Origin of the sequence: Neisseria sp. 74A18, assembly GCF_001308005.1 — a bacterium.
Taxonomy (GTDB): Bacteria; Pseudomonadota; Gammaproteobacteria; order Burkholderiales; family Neisseriaceae; genus Neisseria; species Neisseria dumasiana.
Genome location: NZ_LGZA01000014.1, coordinates 18,937 through 36,995, shown reverse-complemented (window position 1 = coordinate 36,995; position 18,059 = coordinate 18,937). Strand labels below are relative to the sequence as shown.

The following is an 18,059-nucleotide window of genomic DNA, read 5'->3' as shown; positions in this document are numbered from 1 at the left end:
AACCATCAGGGCAAGCTGCCAAACTGCTAACCCAGTTTAGTCAACAGCTTACCTAAGAGATGTTGCAGCTGGGCATAGTCTTCATTGGTAAAGTCTTCCCAAGCTTCGCCGCTTCTGCTGGAAATTTGCGGCCAAATCTTTTGAATAAACGCCTCACCTTCCGCGGTTAATTTTAACACGATTTGGCGGCGGTCCTGTTGGTTAATATGGCGCTCCACCCAACCGCGTTCTACCATTTCATCTGAAAGCCGGGTTGCGCTGGTACGGGTTAAATCCATCAGATCGCTCAAGCGCGAAGGCAGAATTTCACTGTTCGGGCTGACATAAACCGCCATCATAGCAAACCACAGGTTTTCATTGATACCGAACTCTTTCAGGCTGTCGTTCAGATGGCTGCTCAAACGCTCGGTTACTACGCGCAACAAACGGCCGGACTGGGTTTGTTGCTCGGAAAATTCTGGCAGACGCCCCGACAATAAACGTAAGGCATTAACCAATTCGGCTTGTGAAAAACTCATTTACATTCTCTTCTTCGGTGATGTTATTCAAGCAGCAACATATTTTAAAAGTTATATGAAGCCAATTTCTTTCAAAATACGGCAAAAGTTATATTCTTCGCTGAAATTTTCAATACGTCTTGCATTGAGATATTTTTATTTTAATCCAGCTGTATATAATTTCTTAAAAAATTGACAATCGGTATAACCATTCAACAAACGGATTGCATTTGGCATAAAAATAAACAGAAAAACCATTCGAACGAACAGCCGATTCGTCTTTCACAAACCATGAAACTCCGAATTATTCGGCCATTATCGAACAAAAAAAGCAAACTGTTTGAAATAAAATGGATTAAGTGCCCTGTTTTTGGCAATTGAGCGATTAGAGCGAGGCATCTATGCAATAGTTCGCAAAAAAACATATCTTTACGCATAATGCATGGATGCGCGGTTCTGTAAAAGATTTTCTCAAAATGAAAACCGCTCCCAGCTCGAAAATCCGAACAACCATTCAAAAACAAATCATTTAAAAAACTTTACCCTTTGCAATTATTTACTTTTCATGCAATCTAAGGCGAGGCCATCTGCCCGCTCTTCATCCCATGGCCAATCCGTCTGTCTGCGCTCTTGAACATCTTGTCATCCAAGCCGTTTGCCTGAACCGCTCCTATTTATTTTCACGCCCTTCAAAATAAAACATACAATTCTGATTTAATGTATTAAAATTCGCCTCCCGAGTGTAGGGTGTGCCGTTAAGAAGGCTTATATAGTCAATCAACACATTTTTAATACAAGGCAGCAAGCCGCACATCCTGATATCTGTGGTTCGAAAACCTCCCACATAAAAAAACTAAGGAATATTCATGACCAGAAATACAGACGAATTGCACGGCATCACTTTGCTGGGCAATCAAAACGTATCCTACAAAACCGAATACGCTCCCGAAGTGCTGGAAGCATTCGACAACAAACACCCCGGCAACGACTATTTTGTTAAATTCGTTTGCCCCGAATTTACCAGCCTGTGCCCCATGACCGGGCAACCTGATTTTGCCACCATCTATATCCGCTATATTCCGGATATCAAAATGGTTGAAAGCAAATCGCTCAAACTTTACCTGTTTAGTTTCCGCAACCACGGTGATTTTCATGAAGACTGTGTGAATATCATCATGAAAGACCTGATCGCTTTGATGCAGCCGAAATATATTGAAGTCTTCGGCGAGTTCACACCTAGAGGCGGTATCGCCATTCATCCGTTTGCCAACTACGGCAAGCCCGATACCGAATTCGAGCAGCTGGCCAAACAACGCTTGTTTGCACACGATTCCGCTCTGTAAGATTCCCCAACCTGTTTTTGTTATCGACAAGCAACGCTTCTGTAACAGGCCTGAGATTATGCCTAAGGCCGTCTGAAGGCCATACGCTTGTTGTGTATAGCATTAATGAAAGAATTGATTTATGTACCGCTTTAGTTCTGCGCAATTGCAGAAAGCCCTGATTTGGCTTTCGCTGTTTCACATAACCATTATTGCCGCCAGCAATTATCTGGTTCAGTTCCCCTTTGAGATCTTCGGATTTCACACCACTTGGGGCGCCTTCACATTTCCGTTTATCTTTTTAGCCACCGACTTGACCGTTAGGATTTTCGGGCGACATCTCGCCAGAAAAATCATCTTTTGGGTGATGCTTCCCGCACTGGCTTTATCTTATCTGCTGTCGGTGCTGTTTCAAGACGGAACGTGGACCGGCTGGAACGCTTTAACCGCATTCAACGGCTTTGTCGGCCGCATCGCATTAGCCAGTTTTGCCGCTTATGTGCTCGGGCAGCTGATGGATATATTCGTATTCAACAAACTGCGCAAAATGAAATCTTGGTGGATTGCGCCAACCGCTTCCACCTTTTTAGGCAATGCGCTGGATACGCTGGTATTTTTCAGCATTGCTTTTTATGCAAGCAGTGATACCTTTATGGCAGCCAACTGGCCTGAAATTGCTTTCGTGGATTATTTATTCAAATTGGCCATCTGCACCCTATTCTTTTTACCCGCTTACGGCGTACTCTTAAACATATTGACCAAAAAACTCACCGCTTTAAAAGAAGATCCGGTTTCCCATGCCTTGGCATCACAAGAAATATAAACAGCTGTAAATAGAGAAAGGCCGTCTGAAAAAGATTCAGACGGCCTGAAACATTGGCACCGTCGGCAACGGCTCTAAAGTATTTCTCTCTATATCAAACCGCTACATTTCCAGCACACTCAATCCCGGCAGATCGGCAAAGCTGCGATCCCGCACGATTTGGCAGAAATTGTCCAAATACGTTTTGCCCGTATCTTCCGCCCGCATGGCGGCATAGAGTTCGCTTTGCAGGCCGTCTGAAGTAATCTGGCGCGAAATCACATAACCTTTTTCCAAATACGGCATCACCGTCCAATACGGCAGCGCGGCAATGCCGCGGCGGCTGGCGACCAATTGGATAATGGCGATGGTCAGCTCGCTGTGGCGGCGTGGCGGGTTGATGCCTTTGGGCAGCAGGATTTTACGCAGTAAATCCAGCATATCGTCGGGCACGGGATAGGTAATCAGCGTTTCGTCGACAAAATCTTCCGCTTCCCACACTGCTTTGGCGGCCAGCGGGTGGTCTTTGGCACAAATGCCGACCATACCGTAAGCAAATAAAGGTTGGTATGCAATGCCCTGTTGCGGTGCCGCTTCCGAAACAATCGCCAAGTCGGCGCGGTGTTGCAGCAGCAGCCCCACGGGATCGGCCTGAAAGCCCGACACAATATCCAGCTCCACCTGCGGCCACAGCGGGCGGAACTCGCCCATGGCCGGCATCAGCCAATCGAAACAGGTATGGCACTCGACCGCCAGCCTCAATTCACCCGCTTCGCCTTCGATAATCTGCGCCATGTCACGCTCGGCCGCCGCCACTTGGGGTAATAAATCATGTGCCAGCTGCAACAGCCGCTCCCCGGCAGGCGTAAAACGCAACGGTGCGGATTTACGCTCAAACAAAGGGGTGTCGTAATAATTTTCCAGCGCACGGATTTGGTGCGACAAAGCCGATTGCGTCAGGAATACGCGCTTGGCGGCCAGTGAAACGCTGCCGGTTTCTTCAAGCGCCAGCAGGGTTTTCAGATGGCGCAGTTCGATAATGGAATCCATGTGTTCAGACGGCCCGATAAAGGTTGGTTGAGCCGCACATATTAAAATAATTCATAATCAAGCGCAAACTGATTAATAAACATTTGTACCGACGCATTGCGGTACAATAGCCGTTTTCTTTACCACCGCCAAAGGCCGATACCTTTGCCCCCTGATGTAGATGCAGTTGCAGCGCAACAGCATATTGGGTACAGACATATATCACCCGAATAAGCATGCAGACGAACAGCGCACAACGCAGATGGGGGGGGGGGGGGTTGCCGAGGTCTCAGGCCGTCTGAAACCCTTATGCTTGCCACAGAACAACTTGCCGCTTTCGCCCTGCCCGCCCCCGAAGCCGGAGGCTCTTGGAGCGTATATCTGATATGGTGCGACAACCAATCGCTCTATTGCGGCATCACCAACCGCCCCGAAGCCCGTTTCGCCGCCCATCTTGCAGGCAAAGGCGCACGTTACACCCGCATCCGCAAACCCTTATCGATGCGGCTGGTATATGAAAACCTTTCCCGTCCGCATGCACTGAGCGCCGAAATCCGCATCAAACAACTCACCGCCGCACAAAAACGGCAACTGTGGCAGCTGCTCCCCGATTTTCAGACGGCCTGAGTTTGGTATAAAATCCCGCCCACATTCCTACGGAACCCTTAAAGATGACGACTGCCGACACCCCGCATAACGTCGATCACGGCGAAATCGACAAATTCAGCCAGCTTGCCCACAAATGGTGGGACAAAACCGGCGAGTTCAAACCCCTGCACGACATCAATCCCCTGCGTTTGGGCTACATCGACCTGCACGGCAACATCGCAGGCAAAACGGTACTCGACGTCGGTTGCGGCGGCGGCATCCTTACCGAGAGCATGGCGAAGCTCGGCGCAAGCCACGCGACCGGTATCGATATGGCCGAAAAATCATTGAAAGTGGCTGAACTGCATGCCGCCGAACAAGGTGTGGAAAATATTGCCTACCGTTGCGTGCGCGTAGAAGATTTGGCCGCCGAACGCCCGCACAGCTTCGATATCGTTACCTGTATGGAAATGATGGAGCATGTTCCCGACCCCGCCGCCATCGTCAAAGCCTGTGCCAAGCTGGTCAAACCGGAGGGCAAAGTGTTTTTTTCCACCATCAACCGCAACCCTAAATCGTATCTGCACGCCATTATCGGTGCCGAATATATTCTCAATCTCGTCCCCCGCGGCACGCACAACTGGGATAAGTTCATCACCCCCGCCGAGCTGGCGCGCATGTGCCGCGATGCCGGCTTGAACGTGATCGACAGCAAAGGCATGGGCTACAACCCGCTCACCAAAGTTTACGCCTTGAACAACGACACCGGCGTAAACTATATGATCGCCTGTACCGCGGCATAGCAGCACGCAACCATAAAAAAACCTTTTCAGACGGCATCAAGCAGGCTGAAAATATAAAAAGCAGGCTGCACACCACAGCCTGCTTTATCATGTTCGTCAAAAATAATGGTTTGATTATTTCTTAATCACACGGGTGTAAATCGCCAGAATAATCACAGCGAAAATGGTAGAGGCAATCCAACCCGCAGGCTCGCCCACTTGATACCATCCGGCCTGCTGACCGACAAAACCGGCCAAAAGCGAGCCGCCGATACCCAGCAATGTGGTCATGATGAAGCCCAAATTGTCTCTGCCCGGATGCAGAAACTTAGCCAACACACCCACAATAAAACCTACAATAATGGTTACAATCCAACCCATAATATTTCCTCTCGTTTTTCATTAAGCTACATTTTAGATATTCGACCATGCCTGCACGAATCCGATACCGAACCCTATTCCGAGTGCACACATCATCACGCCGGTCATGATACACAGCGATGCCGCCCAAACCGCCCTGCCTTGCATTTCTTTTCAAAAAAAGAAGAAACTTTGAACTTAAACCCGTATTTAGAACCCTGTTTACAACAAAACCGCTCTGATTTCGGGAACTGCCGGCATTCCGACCGCATCGGTGCAGCGATAATGCAGCAGGTTGGTATATCAGCCTCAACGAAAACATATCGTCAATCTACTTCATCTTAATATAAGGCAACAAGCCGCAGACGGCATGAGCAATACGGAGCCGATTCTGTGCCGCTTCAGCGGCTTACACCATCTTTCTCTTTGAGCCGGGACGCAGCAACGACGTAGTAAGTTAAGTTGATTGATTCTGGAAATTTTCCATTCACCATAAAAAAGCCCTTTACCCCGCGGCAGAAATCCTGTGTTCGGAGTTCGACCGCGCCGGATAAAGGGCGTGCTTGCTTATATTTTTATGACGCAAATGTGCCTTCTACTTCGATTTCTACACGGCGGTTGGGTTGCAGACAGCTGATCAATGCTTCCTGACCGCCGTTGTCGGCACACTGTTTCACCGGTTCGGTTTCGCCTGCTCCGTAAGCATGCACGGCCTTGGCGGCTATACCGCTGTTAATCAGGTATTGGCGCACGGTTTCGGCACGCCGTGCGGATAAGGCCAAGTTATATGAGTCGGAACCCAAATAATCGGTGTGGCCGACCACCCGCACGGTGAGCAGATCCACTTTTTTCAGTTTCCCGACCAGTTTGTCCAATTGCCCGCGGCCTTCGGCCTGTATATCTTCCAAACCGCTTTTGTCGAAAGCAAATAAAGCATCTGCCGACAAGGTATAGCGCGCGGGCTTACCCTTGCCGCTGCCTTGCGGCGGGCAAACGGCATGTTCGGGATCAACCGCTTTCCAATGGAAACTGCGGGCATATTTTTGGGCATCATAAAGAATCTTGAACTGGCAAGTGCTCACATTATCGGTGCCTTGGCCGGGCGTGTGGAAGTGGAATACATAATCCCATTCGCGCACGCCGAACATGCCTTCGTTGAAATGCGGACGCCCCAGCAGTTTGTAGAACTGGTCTTTAGTCATGCCCGGTTTGATTTGTGCCAACTCGTCGGCAGTCGGAAACGTGCCTTTATTGTGTTTGAACGAGGGCGATACTTTCTCTACTGCCGGAAAAACGGGGTTGTCGGTTGTGCCGTCGCGTTTGACATGGCTTTTGCTTGCACACGCAGACAAAGCGGCTGCCATCATCAGGCTTGCGCCTACTTGAAACATGGTTTTTACTTTCATTTCGGATTTCCTTTTTGTTTTCAGACGGCCTCTTTAATAAGGCCGTCTGAAAGCCTGATTACCACTGATAACCCACACCTGCGGTTGCACCGTAATGACCGCGCGAGTTGCCGGTTGCCGTGCCTTTAACCACCCAGTTTCCGTTATCGGAAATGCTGGAGAAGCCTACGGCATAGCCGCTTTCGCCGCGGTAGGTGCTGCCGGATACCGCCATCATGCTCTTGCCCGGCAAGTAGGCTTGCGGTAAGCCTGCAACCGCCATTGCCGCCGCCGTACCGGCGTTAGACTTCGATTCGATGTCGTCGATACGCTGGTTCAAGTAGTTGCCTACATTAACCACTTGATTGCCGACCTGATTGATGGCTTCGTTGGTATGGTAGAGCTGGCTGCCGTTGACGGCATCGGTTGAGGTGGGCGATACCACGCCTGCGGCAACATTTTGGATCTGGCGGGTTTGGCCTTCTTTACCGACGCTGACAACGCCGACCACATCCTGCACGCCGGCAACATGGCCATCATTCGCACCTGCGTAGGTGTAGTGGCTGCCCGTTGCGGCTTTGTGTACGCCTTTGGCTGCCGCTTCGTTACCCAATACCACAGAGTTATCGATGGTTTCGGTTACGCTGTTACCCAACACAAAGGTATTGCTGCCGTTTACGGTGTTGTTGTTACCCACGGCATAAGTGTTGTTGCCGTTGATAACCGACGGGTCGCCGATGGCACCTGCGTTCTTGCCGTTTACAATGTTACCCGTACCGATGGCGATGGTATTTTCATTGTTGGCTTGCGAGCCTGTACCGATGGCTACGGCGTTTTTACCGGTTGCTTGGGTGCGCTGCTGCTTGGCTTTACCGTCGCTGCCTTGGATTTCTTTGCCGTCTTTATCGACCAGAGTGTAGGTGTTGCCCAATGCTACCGCACCCTGACCGCTGGCGGCCGTCTGAAAACCGATGGCGGTGGCGTAAGCACCTGAAGCACTTGAGTCTTCGTTATTGCTGCCTTGGGCAACCGCTTTCACTTCGCCGTCGTTGGTGTGGAAGAACTTGATACCTTGTTCGTTCATCTTGCCGATGGCTTGAATCACGTCGTTGGTTACATAGGTGTTTTGCCCTTCAACGTTATAAGTAACCAATGTGTATTGGTTGCCGCCTTTGTCGGTGGATACCGCTACTTTCTGATTGGTTTCAACGGTGGTGGTTTGCGTGCCGTCGGGGTTGGTTACTACGGTGGTTACCGTGCCGGCAGGCGTAGTGTTGCCGTCTGAACCGGTGGTGCCGGGCGCATCCTGCATATTGATGGAGGTATTGTTGCCGCCCAACACTTGGTAAGCCTGATACAGCTGGCTGCCGTTAACCGCCTCTTTGCTGGTGGCGGAAATTTCGCCGTCGGCCACGTTGGTCAGTTTTTTACCTGCCGCATCCAAGCCGTTGGCGTTCAGGCTCGGGCCGTTGGCGATGCTGATGCCGTTGCCGTTGATGGTTGTGTTGCCGCCCACCGATACGCTGTCGAGCTTCAAGTCTTTTGCAGCGGATACTGTGTAGGTTGCGCTGCCGTCGGCATTGGTGGCTTTGTCTACCACGATATTGTCGCCTTGTACCACGGCAACTTTGCTGACTACCACGGCTTGATTAACGGCTTTAATCGCTTCTTCAACCGTAGCCGCTCCGGTGCCGCCGATATTGTTCATTTGAACCGAACCGTCGGCATTTACCGTTGCGTCGCCGCCGAAGAGTTTGGCCAGCGAAGAGGCGGTACCGTGCAGCTGGCTGCCGGTTACGGCATCGGTGCTGTCGGCGTTGATGCTGCCTTTGCCGACATTGCTGACTTTATTACCGTTGGCGTTGATGCCCTGCGCGGTCAGGTAAGTTTTGCCGCCTACGTTCACGCCTTTATCGTCGAGTACCACCTGATTGGCGCCTTTGCCCGAAGTTACGCTGCTGAAATTCACGTCGTCGGCAGTAGTCAATGTATAAGTGGTGCTGCCGTCTTCATTGGTGTTTTCTTTCACGGTCAGGTTGCCTTGTGCGGCCACTTTGCTGCTGGCCGCGGCCTGAACCGCATCCAACTGGGCTTTGTTTACCGCATCGGTGGCTTCTTGGCCGGCTTTCACACCGGTAATTGTTTTGCCGCCGGCATGGATGCCCGAGTGGCTCACGCTCACTCCGCCTGCTTTGAGGCCGTCTGAAGTCAGGGCTACATTACCGCCCACGGCAACACCGCTGTGGCTCACAACGGTTTTACCTGTGGTTACGCTGCCGTTTTCACCCAGATTCACGTTCTCGGCCAGCTTGATAACCAAGCTGTTGTCATCGGTGCTGCCGGTTACGCCGATGTTGTTTTCAGTCAGCTTGCCGTTGGCTCCGCCTTTTACGGCCAACTCGGTATCGAGGCTGCGTACCACTTTAACCTCTTGGTTGTCGCCCACGAACGTCAACGGCTTGTTGAGTTCGGCATTCAACAGATTCAGCGCATCGCCTACGTTGTTCACGGTTTCGCGGCCACCGTTATTGCGGGCAATCGTGTACACGGGGTCTTTGATGCTGCCGTCGGCATTGACTGCCGCGCCGCCGCCCAATGCTTTGACGGCATTTTTCAGCTGGCCGATGTTGGCGGCATCGTTGTCTTTCTTACCATCGGCGATGTTGCCTACCACGGTTGGCACGGCTGTTTGCGGATCAAGCGGATTGAGCGATGAAATCGAAATATCTTTTTCGGTATATTCCGTGCCGTCTGCCACTTTGATGAAGCGTTCCTTGCCTTTCTCGTCAACTTGACGCGCCAGCACTTCGCCACGCGAATTCACATAAGAGAACGGCGAGTTGGCCTGCACCAGCGATTGATGGGTAATGGTTTGGTTGTCGAGCGCGCGTTGCAGTTGGGAAACATTCACGGCATCTCCCGCCTCTTCGCCGTCTTTCACGCCGGTGATTTTTTGACCGCCCGCATCCAAACCTTGCGCTTTGAGCTTGCCTTTGAATACCGGGGCGTCGGCCAGCAGAATTTGGATGTTGCCGGTGCTGTCGGCCACGGTACGCACGTTGGTATCGGAAGCGGCAACCGTATTATCCAAGCCGCCTTTAATCGTGGCGCGTTCGCCCAAGCGGCGGTTGAAGTTGCCGCTGTTGCCGGCAAAATCCAAACCGCGGTTTAACGCTGCGGTGTTTTCGCCCACTTTCTTATCTACGGCAAAGAGTTGGTCGCCCGTTACGGCTTCTTGGCTGCCCTCGGCCATCAAACCGTTGGCCAAACCGGTAATCACGTTGCCGCCGTTGTTCAAGCCCGAAGAACCCAAGCTCACGGTTTTGCCGTTGGCTGCGTTATTAACGGTGAGGCCGTCTGAAGTCAGCGCCACATCGTCGCCTACGCCCACACCGCTGCCGTCAACTTTGGTTGCGCCGGTTTTCACGGCTTCCACTTTGAGTGTTTTGGCCAAATCGAAGGTAACGTTGTCGTCTGCATCGGTTTTGGCAACAACGATATTGCCGTCGTTATTGCGCAAATCTACGGTTTCGCCGGGCTGTACGTTGCTGCTGTTTTTGCCTTGAGCGGTGAGATTCCAACCTGTGTTGGCAGTATTTCTCACGGCCGCAATGGCATCGCTCACGGTAGCCGCACCGGTGCCGCCGATGTCGGCTTGGGTATAAGTGCCGGTATCGGGGTTATACACGGTAGCGCCGCCGATGATGCTTTCTACGCCTTTGCCGTGCGTATGCAGTTGGCCGCCGGTTACCGCTTCTTTGCTGCCTTCCGCGATGTTGCCGGATTCGATACCGGTAATCTTACCGTTGTCGTTTACGGTAACGCCGCCGAATTTGGGGCTTTCCGCCAATTCGATGGTGAGCGTACCGGCTTCTACTTTGGTGCGGATATTCTGATCCGATGCCTGAGCGTTGTCGGCCAACGAACCTTTAACCACCAAAGTTTCGTCGAGCTTGCGCTCGGCAACACCGGTATTGCCGGCAAAGCGGATCGGTTTGCGGATTTCGGCACCGATGTGGTCTAACGCACCTTGAACCGTATTAACCGCCGGATAAGTGCTGCCGTCGGCGCGCGATACCGTAAAGGACGGTGCGCTCCAGCCGCCGTTGGCCGCATCGAAAGCCATGCCCAAAGCAGATGCCAGCGGGGTCAATTGCGATACGTTAACGGCATCATTGCTGTTTTTACCGGCGGCAATGTTGGTGATGGCGTTGCCACCGTTATTGAGGCCGTCTGAATTGAGCACAACGGGCGCTTTGCCGTTTTTGGCATTGCCCAAAGTCAAGCCTTCGGCGGTTAACGCGGCTTTATCGCCCACCGCCACGCCGTTGGTGCCGACAACGGTATCGCCGGCGGTGAAGCTGTCGGCAGTAACCGCATCGGCCAAATCGAAGCTCACTTGGTCGCTCTCGGCCGTTTTGGTAATCACGATGTTTTTGTCGGTGCTGCGTAAATCAACCGTTTCGCCTGAGGCCACATTGCTGCTGTTCGCGCCTTCTGCGGTGAGGTTCCAGCCCGCACCTGCGGTTGCGTGCACGGCGGCGATGGCTTCATGCAGGTTGTTTTTACCCGTTCCGCCGATGTCGTTGTTGGTATAGCTGCCGTCGGCAGGGTTGTAGCGGGTTGAACCACCCAACAGTTTTTCGACACCTTTGCCTTGTGCATACAGCTGGCCGGCGTTAACGGCATCTTTGCTGTTTTCGCCCACGTTGCCTGCCGCTACGTTGCGGATAATGGTATCGGCAGCATCCAAGCCGTTTTGGGTCAGGCTCGGGCCGTTGTGGATACGCAGGCCGTCTGAATCCAAGGTGGCGGCTTTTTGGCCGTCGGCATGGTTAAAGCTGATGCCGCTGCCGTTTACCGTGCTGCGGTTTCCTTGCGCATCGGTAAATTCGGCGCTGGTTAAGCCGGTGAGTTCTTTAGAAAGTTTGATGTCCAGCGTGTCGCTGCCGTTGCTGACCACACCGATATTGCGCTCACTCAGTTTGGCTTCATCGGCACCGCCTTTCAGGTTAACGGTTGTGCCCAGCTTGCGCTCGAAGTTGCCTGCTGCGTTGTCTCCCGCAAAAGTAATCGGTTTTTGGATTTCGCTGCCGATGTTGTTCAACGCACCTTGAATGGTGTCGGCCGCTTCGTATCGGCTGCCGTCGGCTTTGGTTACGGTAAACGCAGGCGCAGTTACCATGCCGCTGCCGGTATCAACCGTTACGCCCAATGCTTGAGCCAAGGGGGTCAGCTGCGATACGTTCACGGCATCGGCGGCATCTTTGCCTGCGGCAATATTGCTTACCGCTTTGCCGGAAGCGTTGATGCCTGCTTTAGTGATGCTCGGGCCGTTGTTGATGGCCAGGCCGTCTGAAGACAACACGCTGTCGCCGGCGGTAACGCTTCGGATATTCAGGTTTTCGGCCAAGTTGAACGTTACATCATTGCTATCGTCTGTTTTGCTGACAACAATATTGTTATCGGTGTTTTTCAAATCGACGCTTGCGCCCGGAACCACTTTGCTGCGGCCGCTGCCGTTGGCGGTTAAATCCCAACCTGCATTCACTTTGTCGGCCACGGCATCGAGCTGGGCCTTGTTCACGGCATCGGCCGCGTGCGTGCCTTCGGCCACGCCGGTAATCCGCGCATTGCCTGCATCAAAACCTTGGGCACTCACTTTGCCGGCAAAAGTCGGGGCATCGGCCAGTTGGATTTCCACCGCCCCGTCGGTTACCACCGTGCGGATATTGGCGGCTGAAGAAGATGCTCCGTCAACCAATGCACCTTTGATTTGCAGTTTGGAACCCAATTTTTGGTCTGAACCGCCTGCAACGATGGTGCTGGTGCCGTTATTGGTGTTGCCGCTCACGGTAATCGGATCTTTCAGCACGGTATTCAGATGGCCTAATGCTTCGCCCACCGTATTCACAGTAGCCGCAGGCGTGCCGTCTGCACGGGTAACGGTATATACCGGCTTCACCAACGCGCCGTCTTCACCCAAAGTGGTGCCCAACGCCGTTAATACTTCCTTCAATTGTGCGGTATTGACGGCATCGGTATCTTTAGTGCCTTTGCCTACATTGGTTACGCGGGTGGCTACGCTGGTTTGAGGGTCTTGAGCGTTCAGCGCACTCACGACAATATCATCACCTTCATAGCGTGTTTGGCCGTCGGACGCTTTCACAAAATAAGCTTTGCCTTGGTCATTCACTTTACGAACCAGCTGATCACCTGCGTTATTGACATACGAGAACGGCGAATCGGCAGCCACCAAAGCCAGATTTTCTACCGTAATGTCTTTCATGGCCTGCCGCAGCTGATCTACGTTAACCGCATCGGTTCCTTTTTCGCCTTGGGCCACGCCGGTAATCTGCAGGCCGCCGGCATCCAAGCCTTTCGCGCTTACCTTGCCTTTAAATGTGGGGTTGTCGGCCAGCTTGATGGTAATTTCGCCGTTGCCGTTGTTTTCGGTGACCAAATTGTCGGCAGAAGCCGCACCTGCAAAATTGCCCGCCTTGATGCCGATGGTAGAACCCAGTTTACGGGTGCTGTTTGCGCCCTTGTCGGCAGCAAACGTCAGCGGTTTTCCAATTTCTTCGTTCAGACCGGCCAAGGCTTCCTGAACCGTATGCACGGCAGGTTTCGCCTCACCCTCGGTATTGTTGACGACATAGTTCGGCCGGGTGTAGGTATCGGTTGCCGCGTCATAGCTGCCGCCCAAAGCCGCCATGTTGGCTTTGGCAATATTGTCGCTGTCTTTCAGTTGGCCGACATTAACCGCGTCGTCATCGGCTTGGCCTGCCGCCACTTTGGCAATTTTCTTACCTGCGGCGTCGATACCGGCTTTGGTTACGCTCGGGCCGCCTTCAATGGTGAGGCCGTCTGAAGACAACTTGCTGTCGCCGGTAGTCAGGCTTGTGGCTGTTAATTCGGGATTGAGTCGGATTTGGATGCCGTCTGAATTGGCTGTGGTGGAGATATTGCCGTCGCCGGATACGGTAACGCTTTCGCCTAATTTCTTAACCGAAGAGGTGCCGCCGTTGCCGTCGCTAAAGGCCAAACCTTTGCCGTCAAGCGCTTCTTTGGCTGCTACGCCTTTTTTAATGTCTTCTTTGGCAGCATCGGTCAAATCAACGGCATAGTCGGTAACATCGCTGCTGTTTTTCTGTCCGGCGGTAACTTTCACCGCATCCGAGCCGGACACAGTAGCTTTTTCAGCATGAACCGTATAGGCCGTATCGTTACCTTGAACAGCAGCCTCAACGCGCGTGTTGTTGCCTGCAACCACAGACGATGTTTTTTCCCCGTCGTTAATGGCTTTGGCTACATCGGTTGCCGTTGCGAACACATCACCGGCAGCTTGAGCAGTTACCGTACCGTCATTCACGTTGAAACCTGTTTTGTTCACCGAGAATCTAACGGTAGAAGCATTATCGCCAGTGGTTTCAACAAGCGCAGTCGTGCCTTCGCCGTTTACGAAATCCACTGCATCACCTTGTTTTACCAAATCTTTTTCTTGAGCATTGTTAAGCAGATTCCAACCGCCAGAGGCAACTTGATCCAATTGGCGTTTGGTTACGGCATCGCCTGCATTTTGGCCGTCTGCAATATTGGTGATGGCCTTACCGCCATTGTCGAGGCCGTCTGAAGACAAGCGCACGGCATTGCCGCCGTCGGCAGAGGTGAGGGTAATTCCGTTGTTTGCTACTTTGGTTGCACCGGTGGTAATGCTGCCGCCGACACCCAAATCTAGGGTTTTCGACAATTCGATGGAAATCGTACCGTTATCGGCAGTGGTACTGATATTGGCATCAGCACCTTTAACGGCAACCGTTTCTCCCAGCTCACGCTTGAATTGTGCACCTTTATCGCCTACAAAATTCAAACCTTGGGCGATTTTGTCTGCATTTTGTCGGATAGAAGCAGCATTTTCGGCAATCTTGACCGTATTTTCACCGGCCTTGTCAGCAGCCTCTTGCAGCTTGGTTTCATTCGCAGCAATTTTAGCGGCATGCTCTTGGATAGATGCGGTATTCTGAGCAATCTTGCCCGCATTATCAGCCGCTTTATTGGAAGCCTCTTCCGCCTTAGCTTGGTTTTGTGCTAGCTTGGTTGCATGGTCTTGAATAGATGCGGCATGTTGGTCAATTCTGGCGGCATTGTCGGTAGCTTTGTCAAAAGCCTGCTGCGACTTAGTCTTATTCGCCTCGATTTGGTTTTTCACGGTATCGGCCAGTTTGAACGTTACACTACCGTTAGCGGCTTGGGTTACAATCTCATCAGTCGTTCCGTTGAACTGAACAGGTTGGTTCAAAGCACTGCTGCCGCTTGAGCCATTGTCGCCACCATATTGGATATTGAGATTGGTACCGTCGGCTTTGGCCAATAAAGAAGTATCTAGCGACAAATCGTAAACGTTTGCACCGTTTTCCTGTTTGGTAACCACATTCACGGTTTGGTTGGATGAAGTAACTTTTGTACGGCCGCCGTCAACATAAGCCTTATTAGCAGCATGGCCATCTGCCGTAGGTGTCGCCACACCCGTAATCACTTTATTGCCTGCGTTGATACCGGTATTATTGATCACCACTCCATCAACGGTTACGCTGTCAAAAGCAACGTTATCTTGGGTGGCGATACTCACTTTCTTACCGCTTTGGGTAATTGCGATGTTTTTGCCTGCATCAACCGTAAACAGCTCGCCGTTTTGAACTTTTTCTTCTTGGTTACCCGCTACTACCCCCCCATTTGAAGCAGAAGTATTAAACTTAAAGCCGGCAGCCTTCAATTGCGCTACGTTAACGGCGTCGGTTTCTTCTTTACCCGCTGCCAAACCAGTAATTTGACGGGTTTGGTTATCAGCCGTACTACCCACGGCAACCGCACCTTTGGTAGATTTCCAAGCAGCACCGTTTTTATCGGCAACGGCATTCAAAGGATCTGCTCCGATAACGCCTTTATCAGTAGCCGCCTTGCTACCGCGTCCCAAAGCTACGCCGTCTGAAACGGTTACGCCGGTATCGCTACCCAAAGCAACGGCACCGGAAACTGCCGTCTCTCCTTGAAAAGTGACGGTATCCGTGCGATTGAGCTGGGTAATATTTGTAGTACTCAAAGCCGCGCTCGTGGCACCAATCTTGACATTGTTACCTAAAATAAACGTATCGTTGGAACGGCTGCCGACAATATTTTTGTTACCGATAGCATAACTCTCTTGTCCCCCTACAACGCTGCGGCGGTCAATGGCTCGATTACCGTTGATTGTTTGATTATTTTGAATAGAGCTGCTCAAAGCACCCGAATAGGCTCCGCTCACTACCGAACCGGAACCCAACGCGACACCGGCATGTGCACCGGCAGTAACCAAAGCATCGCTGCCAAGCGCGATACTGCTGTCAGCATGAGAGGCCGAATAACGGCCTACTGTTGTTGCGCGCTCTCCTGCATAAGCAGTAGTGCCCACAGCCACACCATGTGCTTTCTTAGCTCTGGCTTGCGAGCCGACGGCAGTAGCATAATTACCTGCCTCGGCATACGAACCGATGGCCAAGCCGTTTTCTTCTGTAGCCTTGGCAGCATTGCCGATGGCTACCGTGCTTCGGGCAGTTGCTTGAGAATTCACGCCGACAGCAATAGAAGACTGCGCCGATGCAGTATTGCTTTTACCGATGGCAAGCGCATTATCATGAGATACGGTATTGGTAGAACCTATCGCGATAGCAGGCTCTTCATTAGCGGTTCCGTTACCGCTTACCCTATTGTCGCTACCCATTACCAAAGCGTGTGTGCGCGTAACTGTATTAGTATTACCTTGAATATGCACATCAGCATCAGCAGCCACTATATTGCCTTTACCGACAACTGTACTACTGTTGGCAGAAATTCCAACTTTCCCTCCTACAGCATTCCCGCGCTGATGGTTACCGCTACCCAGCACATAAGTATCTCTACCCGATACCAAGTTTTCCGAACCGATAGAAACAGACTGATCGCCCGAAACGGTTGAATCGCTCCCCACCACAACAGATTTAACCGCAGTTGCCGATGCGCCTACACCGGCGGCAATTGCCTTACTTGCAATTGCGCCGTTATTGTTATAGTTACCTGCCGTAGTCACCGCAGGTACACCTGTAGTATTCACACTGTAAAAATGAATTTGCTCACTTTGAAGCGTGGTAACGTTTCTATCCACATCTGTCAGTTTTTTGGCTACTGCATAAAGTTGGCTGCCGTTGATGCCGTCTGTGCTGTTTTCAGAAACTTCACCCGGAGCAACGTGCTTTAGTTGGCGTTCATAATTTGCTTTGCCGAACGAAACCTGATCTCCTGCCTTTAAATTACTGCCGCCGCTAAAAGTAAACGTGATGCCGTTAATTTCAACATTACGGGGGGCGACTGCAGCACTTTCAGTAGTTGAACCAGCGCCGATGGCCACAGCATTCTCTTTATCGGCGTGAGACCCCACCCCCAAAGCGACGGAAACATCGCCTTGCGCATGAGCACGCGAACCAAATGCAGTTGCCAATTTACCGGCAATCGTGGACACACCTACAGCCACACCACCGTCTTCAGTAGTAGTTTTAGGATATGGATTTTTGCCTACCAAAGGATTTCCCGTAAGCTGCTGATATTTATTCTTTAAATCCGTAGGCATCACATCCAAATCATCGCCACCAATGGCTACGGAAGATTTGCCTTGCGCATTCGTATCTGCACCTAATGCAATAGACTGCGCCCCCGGGGCTTTAGCATTCGATCCAATCGCTATTGACTGATGGTGATTGGCAGAAGTATTTACACCGCAGGTCAAATTACTGTTTGTAGTATTTCCTGTGTTGTTTTCCGCATTACACGTCACCGGCGCAGCATTTACTACCCCACTCAACCCAAAAGCCATACCCAACATAAATGGTATGGTGCGCAACGTAGAAATTAAATATCCCGGCCTTTCTACTTTTGCTTGTGAGCCACTTACCGGCTTCCCCTTGGCCTTCTCGATTTCCGAAACGGCAACCCAAGCCCCCAATGCTTCATTCCAAATACTACGGTAACTTTTATTCATCATTTTTTCCTTTATTTTTCGCTGGTTATTTCTTTTGGCAGCCGCACTCAAACTTCCCGTGCCAAAACCAAACTGACGTTTATTGTCACTTACCATCAAAATATGAATATCTCATCTATACCCAAATTGATAGTAAGAAAGATTATACAAATTACGTTTATTATAAAAAACAGCCTTTTATCTAAACATCATTGCACAAAACAATCTTTACTTAACAATAATTAATATAAACACACAGTAACCATGC

General features: G+C 51.4%; 9 protein-coding genes and 1 riboswitch. Of the genes, 4 read left to right on the top strand and 5 right to left on the bottom strand.

Annotated features, from left to right (window positions below; translation table 11 throughout):
• Positions 1–26: 26 nt before the first annotated feature.
• Entirely contained in the window at positions 27–518 is a 492-nt protein-coding gene (locus AKG43_RS05960) for a MarR family winged helix-turn-helix transcriptional regulator (RefSeq protein ID WP_054599653.1), read from the bottom strand.
• Between the two features lie 797 nt (positions 519–1,315).
• Positions 1,316–1,360: riboswitch (PreQ1 riboswitch) on the top strand.
• Between the two features lie 3 nt (positions 1,361–1,363).
• Here AKG43_RS05960 and queF point away from each other — a divergent pair.
• Positions 1,364–1,840 carry a preQ(1) synthase gene (gene queF / locus AKG43_RS05955; protein WP_054599652.1) on the top strand — a complete coding sequence of 159 codons (477 nt, stop codon included), beginning with the start codon at positions 1,364–1,366 and terminating at the stop codon, positions 1,838–1,840.
• Positions 1,841–1,961: 121 nt separating this feature from the next.
• Positions 1,962–2,642, top strand: a complete 681-nt coding sequence (locus AKG43_RS05950; protein ID WP_054599651.1) for a 7-cyano-7-deazaguanine/7-aminomethyl-7-deazaguanine transporter — start codon at positions 1,962–1,964, stop codon at positions 2,640–2,642.
• A 102-nt stretch (positions 2,643–2,744) separates the two neighbouring features.
• Here AKG43_RS05950 and AKG43_RS05945 read toward each other — a convergent pair whose 3' ends face one another.
• On the bottom strand, positions 2,745–3,671 hold the full coding sequence (locus tag AKG43_RS05945) for a LysR family transcriptional regulator (protein ID WP_054599650.1): 927 nt from the start codon (positions 3,669–3,671) through the stop codon (positions 2,745–2,747).
• Between the two features lie 288 nt (positions 3,672–3,959).
• Between AKG43_RS05945 and AKG43_RS05940 the strand changes: the two genes are divergently transcribed.
• Together AKG43_RS05940 and ubiG are read left to right on the top strand one after the other, a co-directional pair.
• A complete protein-coding gene (locus AKG43_RS05940) occupies positions 3,960–4,277 on the top strand; it encodes a GIY-YIG nuclease family protein (protein WP_054599649.1) in 318 nt (105 codons plus the stop codon).
• Between the two features lie 44 nt (positions 4,278–4,321).
• Positions 4,322–5,041, top strand: coding sequence for a bifunctional 2-polyprenyl-6-hydroxyphenol methylase/3-demethylubiquinol 3-O-methyltransferase UbiG (gene ubiG / locus AKG43_RS05935; RefSeq protein ID WP_054599648.1), 720 nt, complete (start codon positions 4,322–4,324; stop codon positions 5,039–5,041).
• A gap of 114 nt (positions 5,042–5,155) precedes the next feature.
• On the opposite strand, the gene AKG43_RS05930 is transcribed toward ubiG, so the two are convergent.
• The 3 genes from AKG43_RS05930 to AKG43_RS05920 form a co-directional block, all read right to left on the bottom strand.
• A complete protein-coding gene (locus tag AKG43_RS05930) occupies positions 5,156–5,401 on the bottom strand; it encodes a GlsB/YeaQ/YmgE family stress response membrane protein (RefSeq protein ID WP_054599647.1) in 246 nt (81 codons plus the stop codon).
• 554 nt (positions 5,402–5,955) lie between these two features.
• Positions 5,956–6,786 (bottom strand): OmpA family protein, encoded by an 831-nt coding sequence (locus tag AKG43_RS05925; RefSeq protein ID WP_054599646.1) that lies wholly within the window; start codon positions 6,784–6,786, stop codon positions 5,956–5,958.
• A 58-nt stretch (positions 6,787–6,844) separates the two neighbouring features.
• Positions 6,845–17,815 (bottom strand): YadA-like family protein, encoded by a 10,971-nt coding sequence (locus AKG43_RS05920; protein WP_197273126.1) that lies wholly within the window; start codon positions 17,813–17,815, stop codon positions 6,845–6,847.
• Positions 17,816–18,059: the final 244 nt, after the last annotated feature.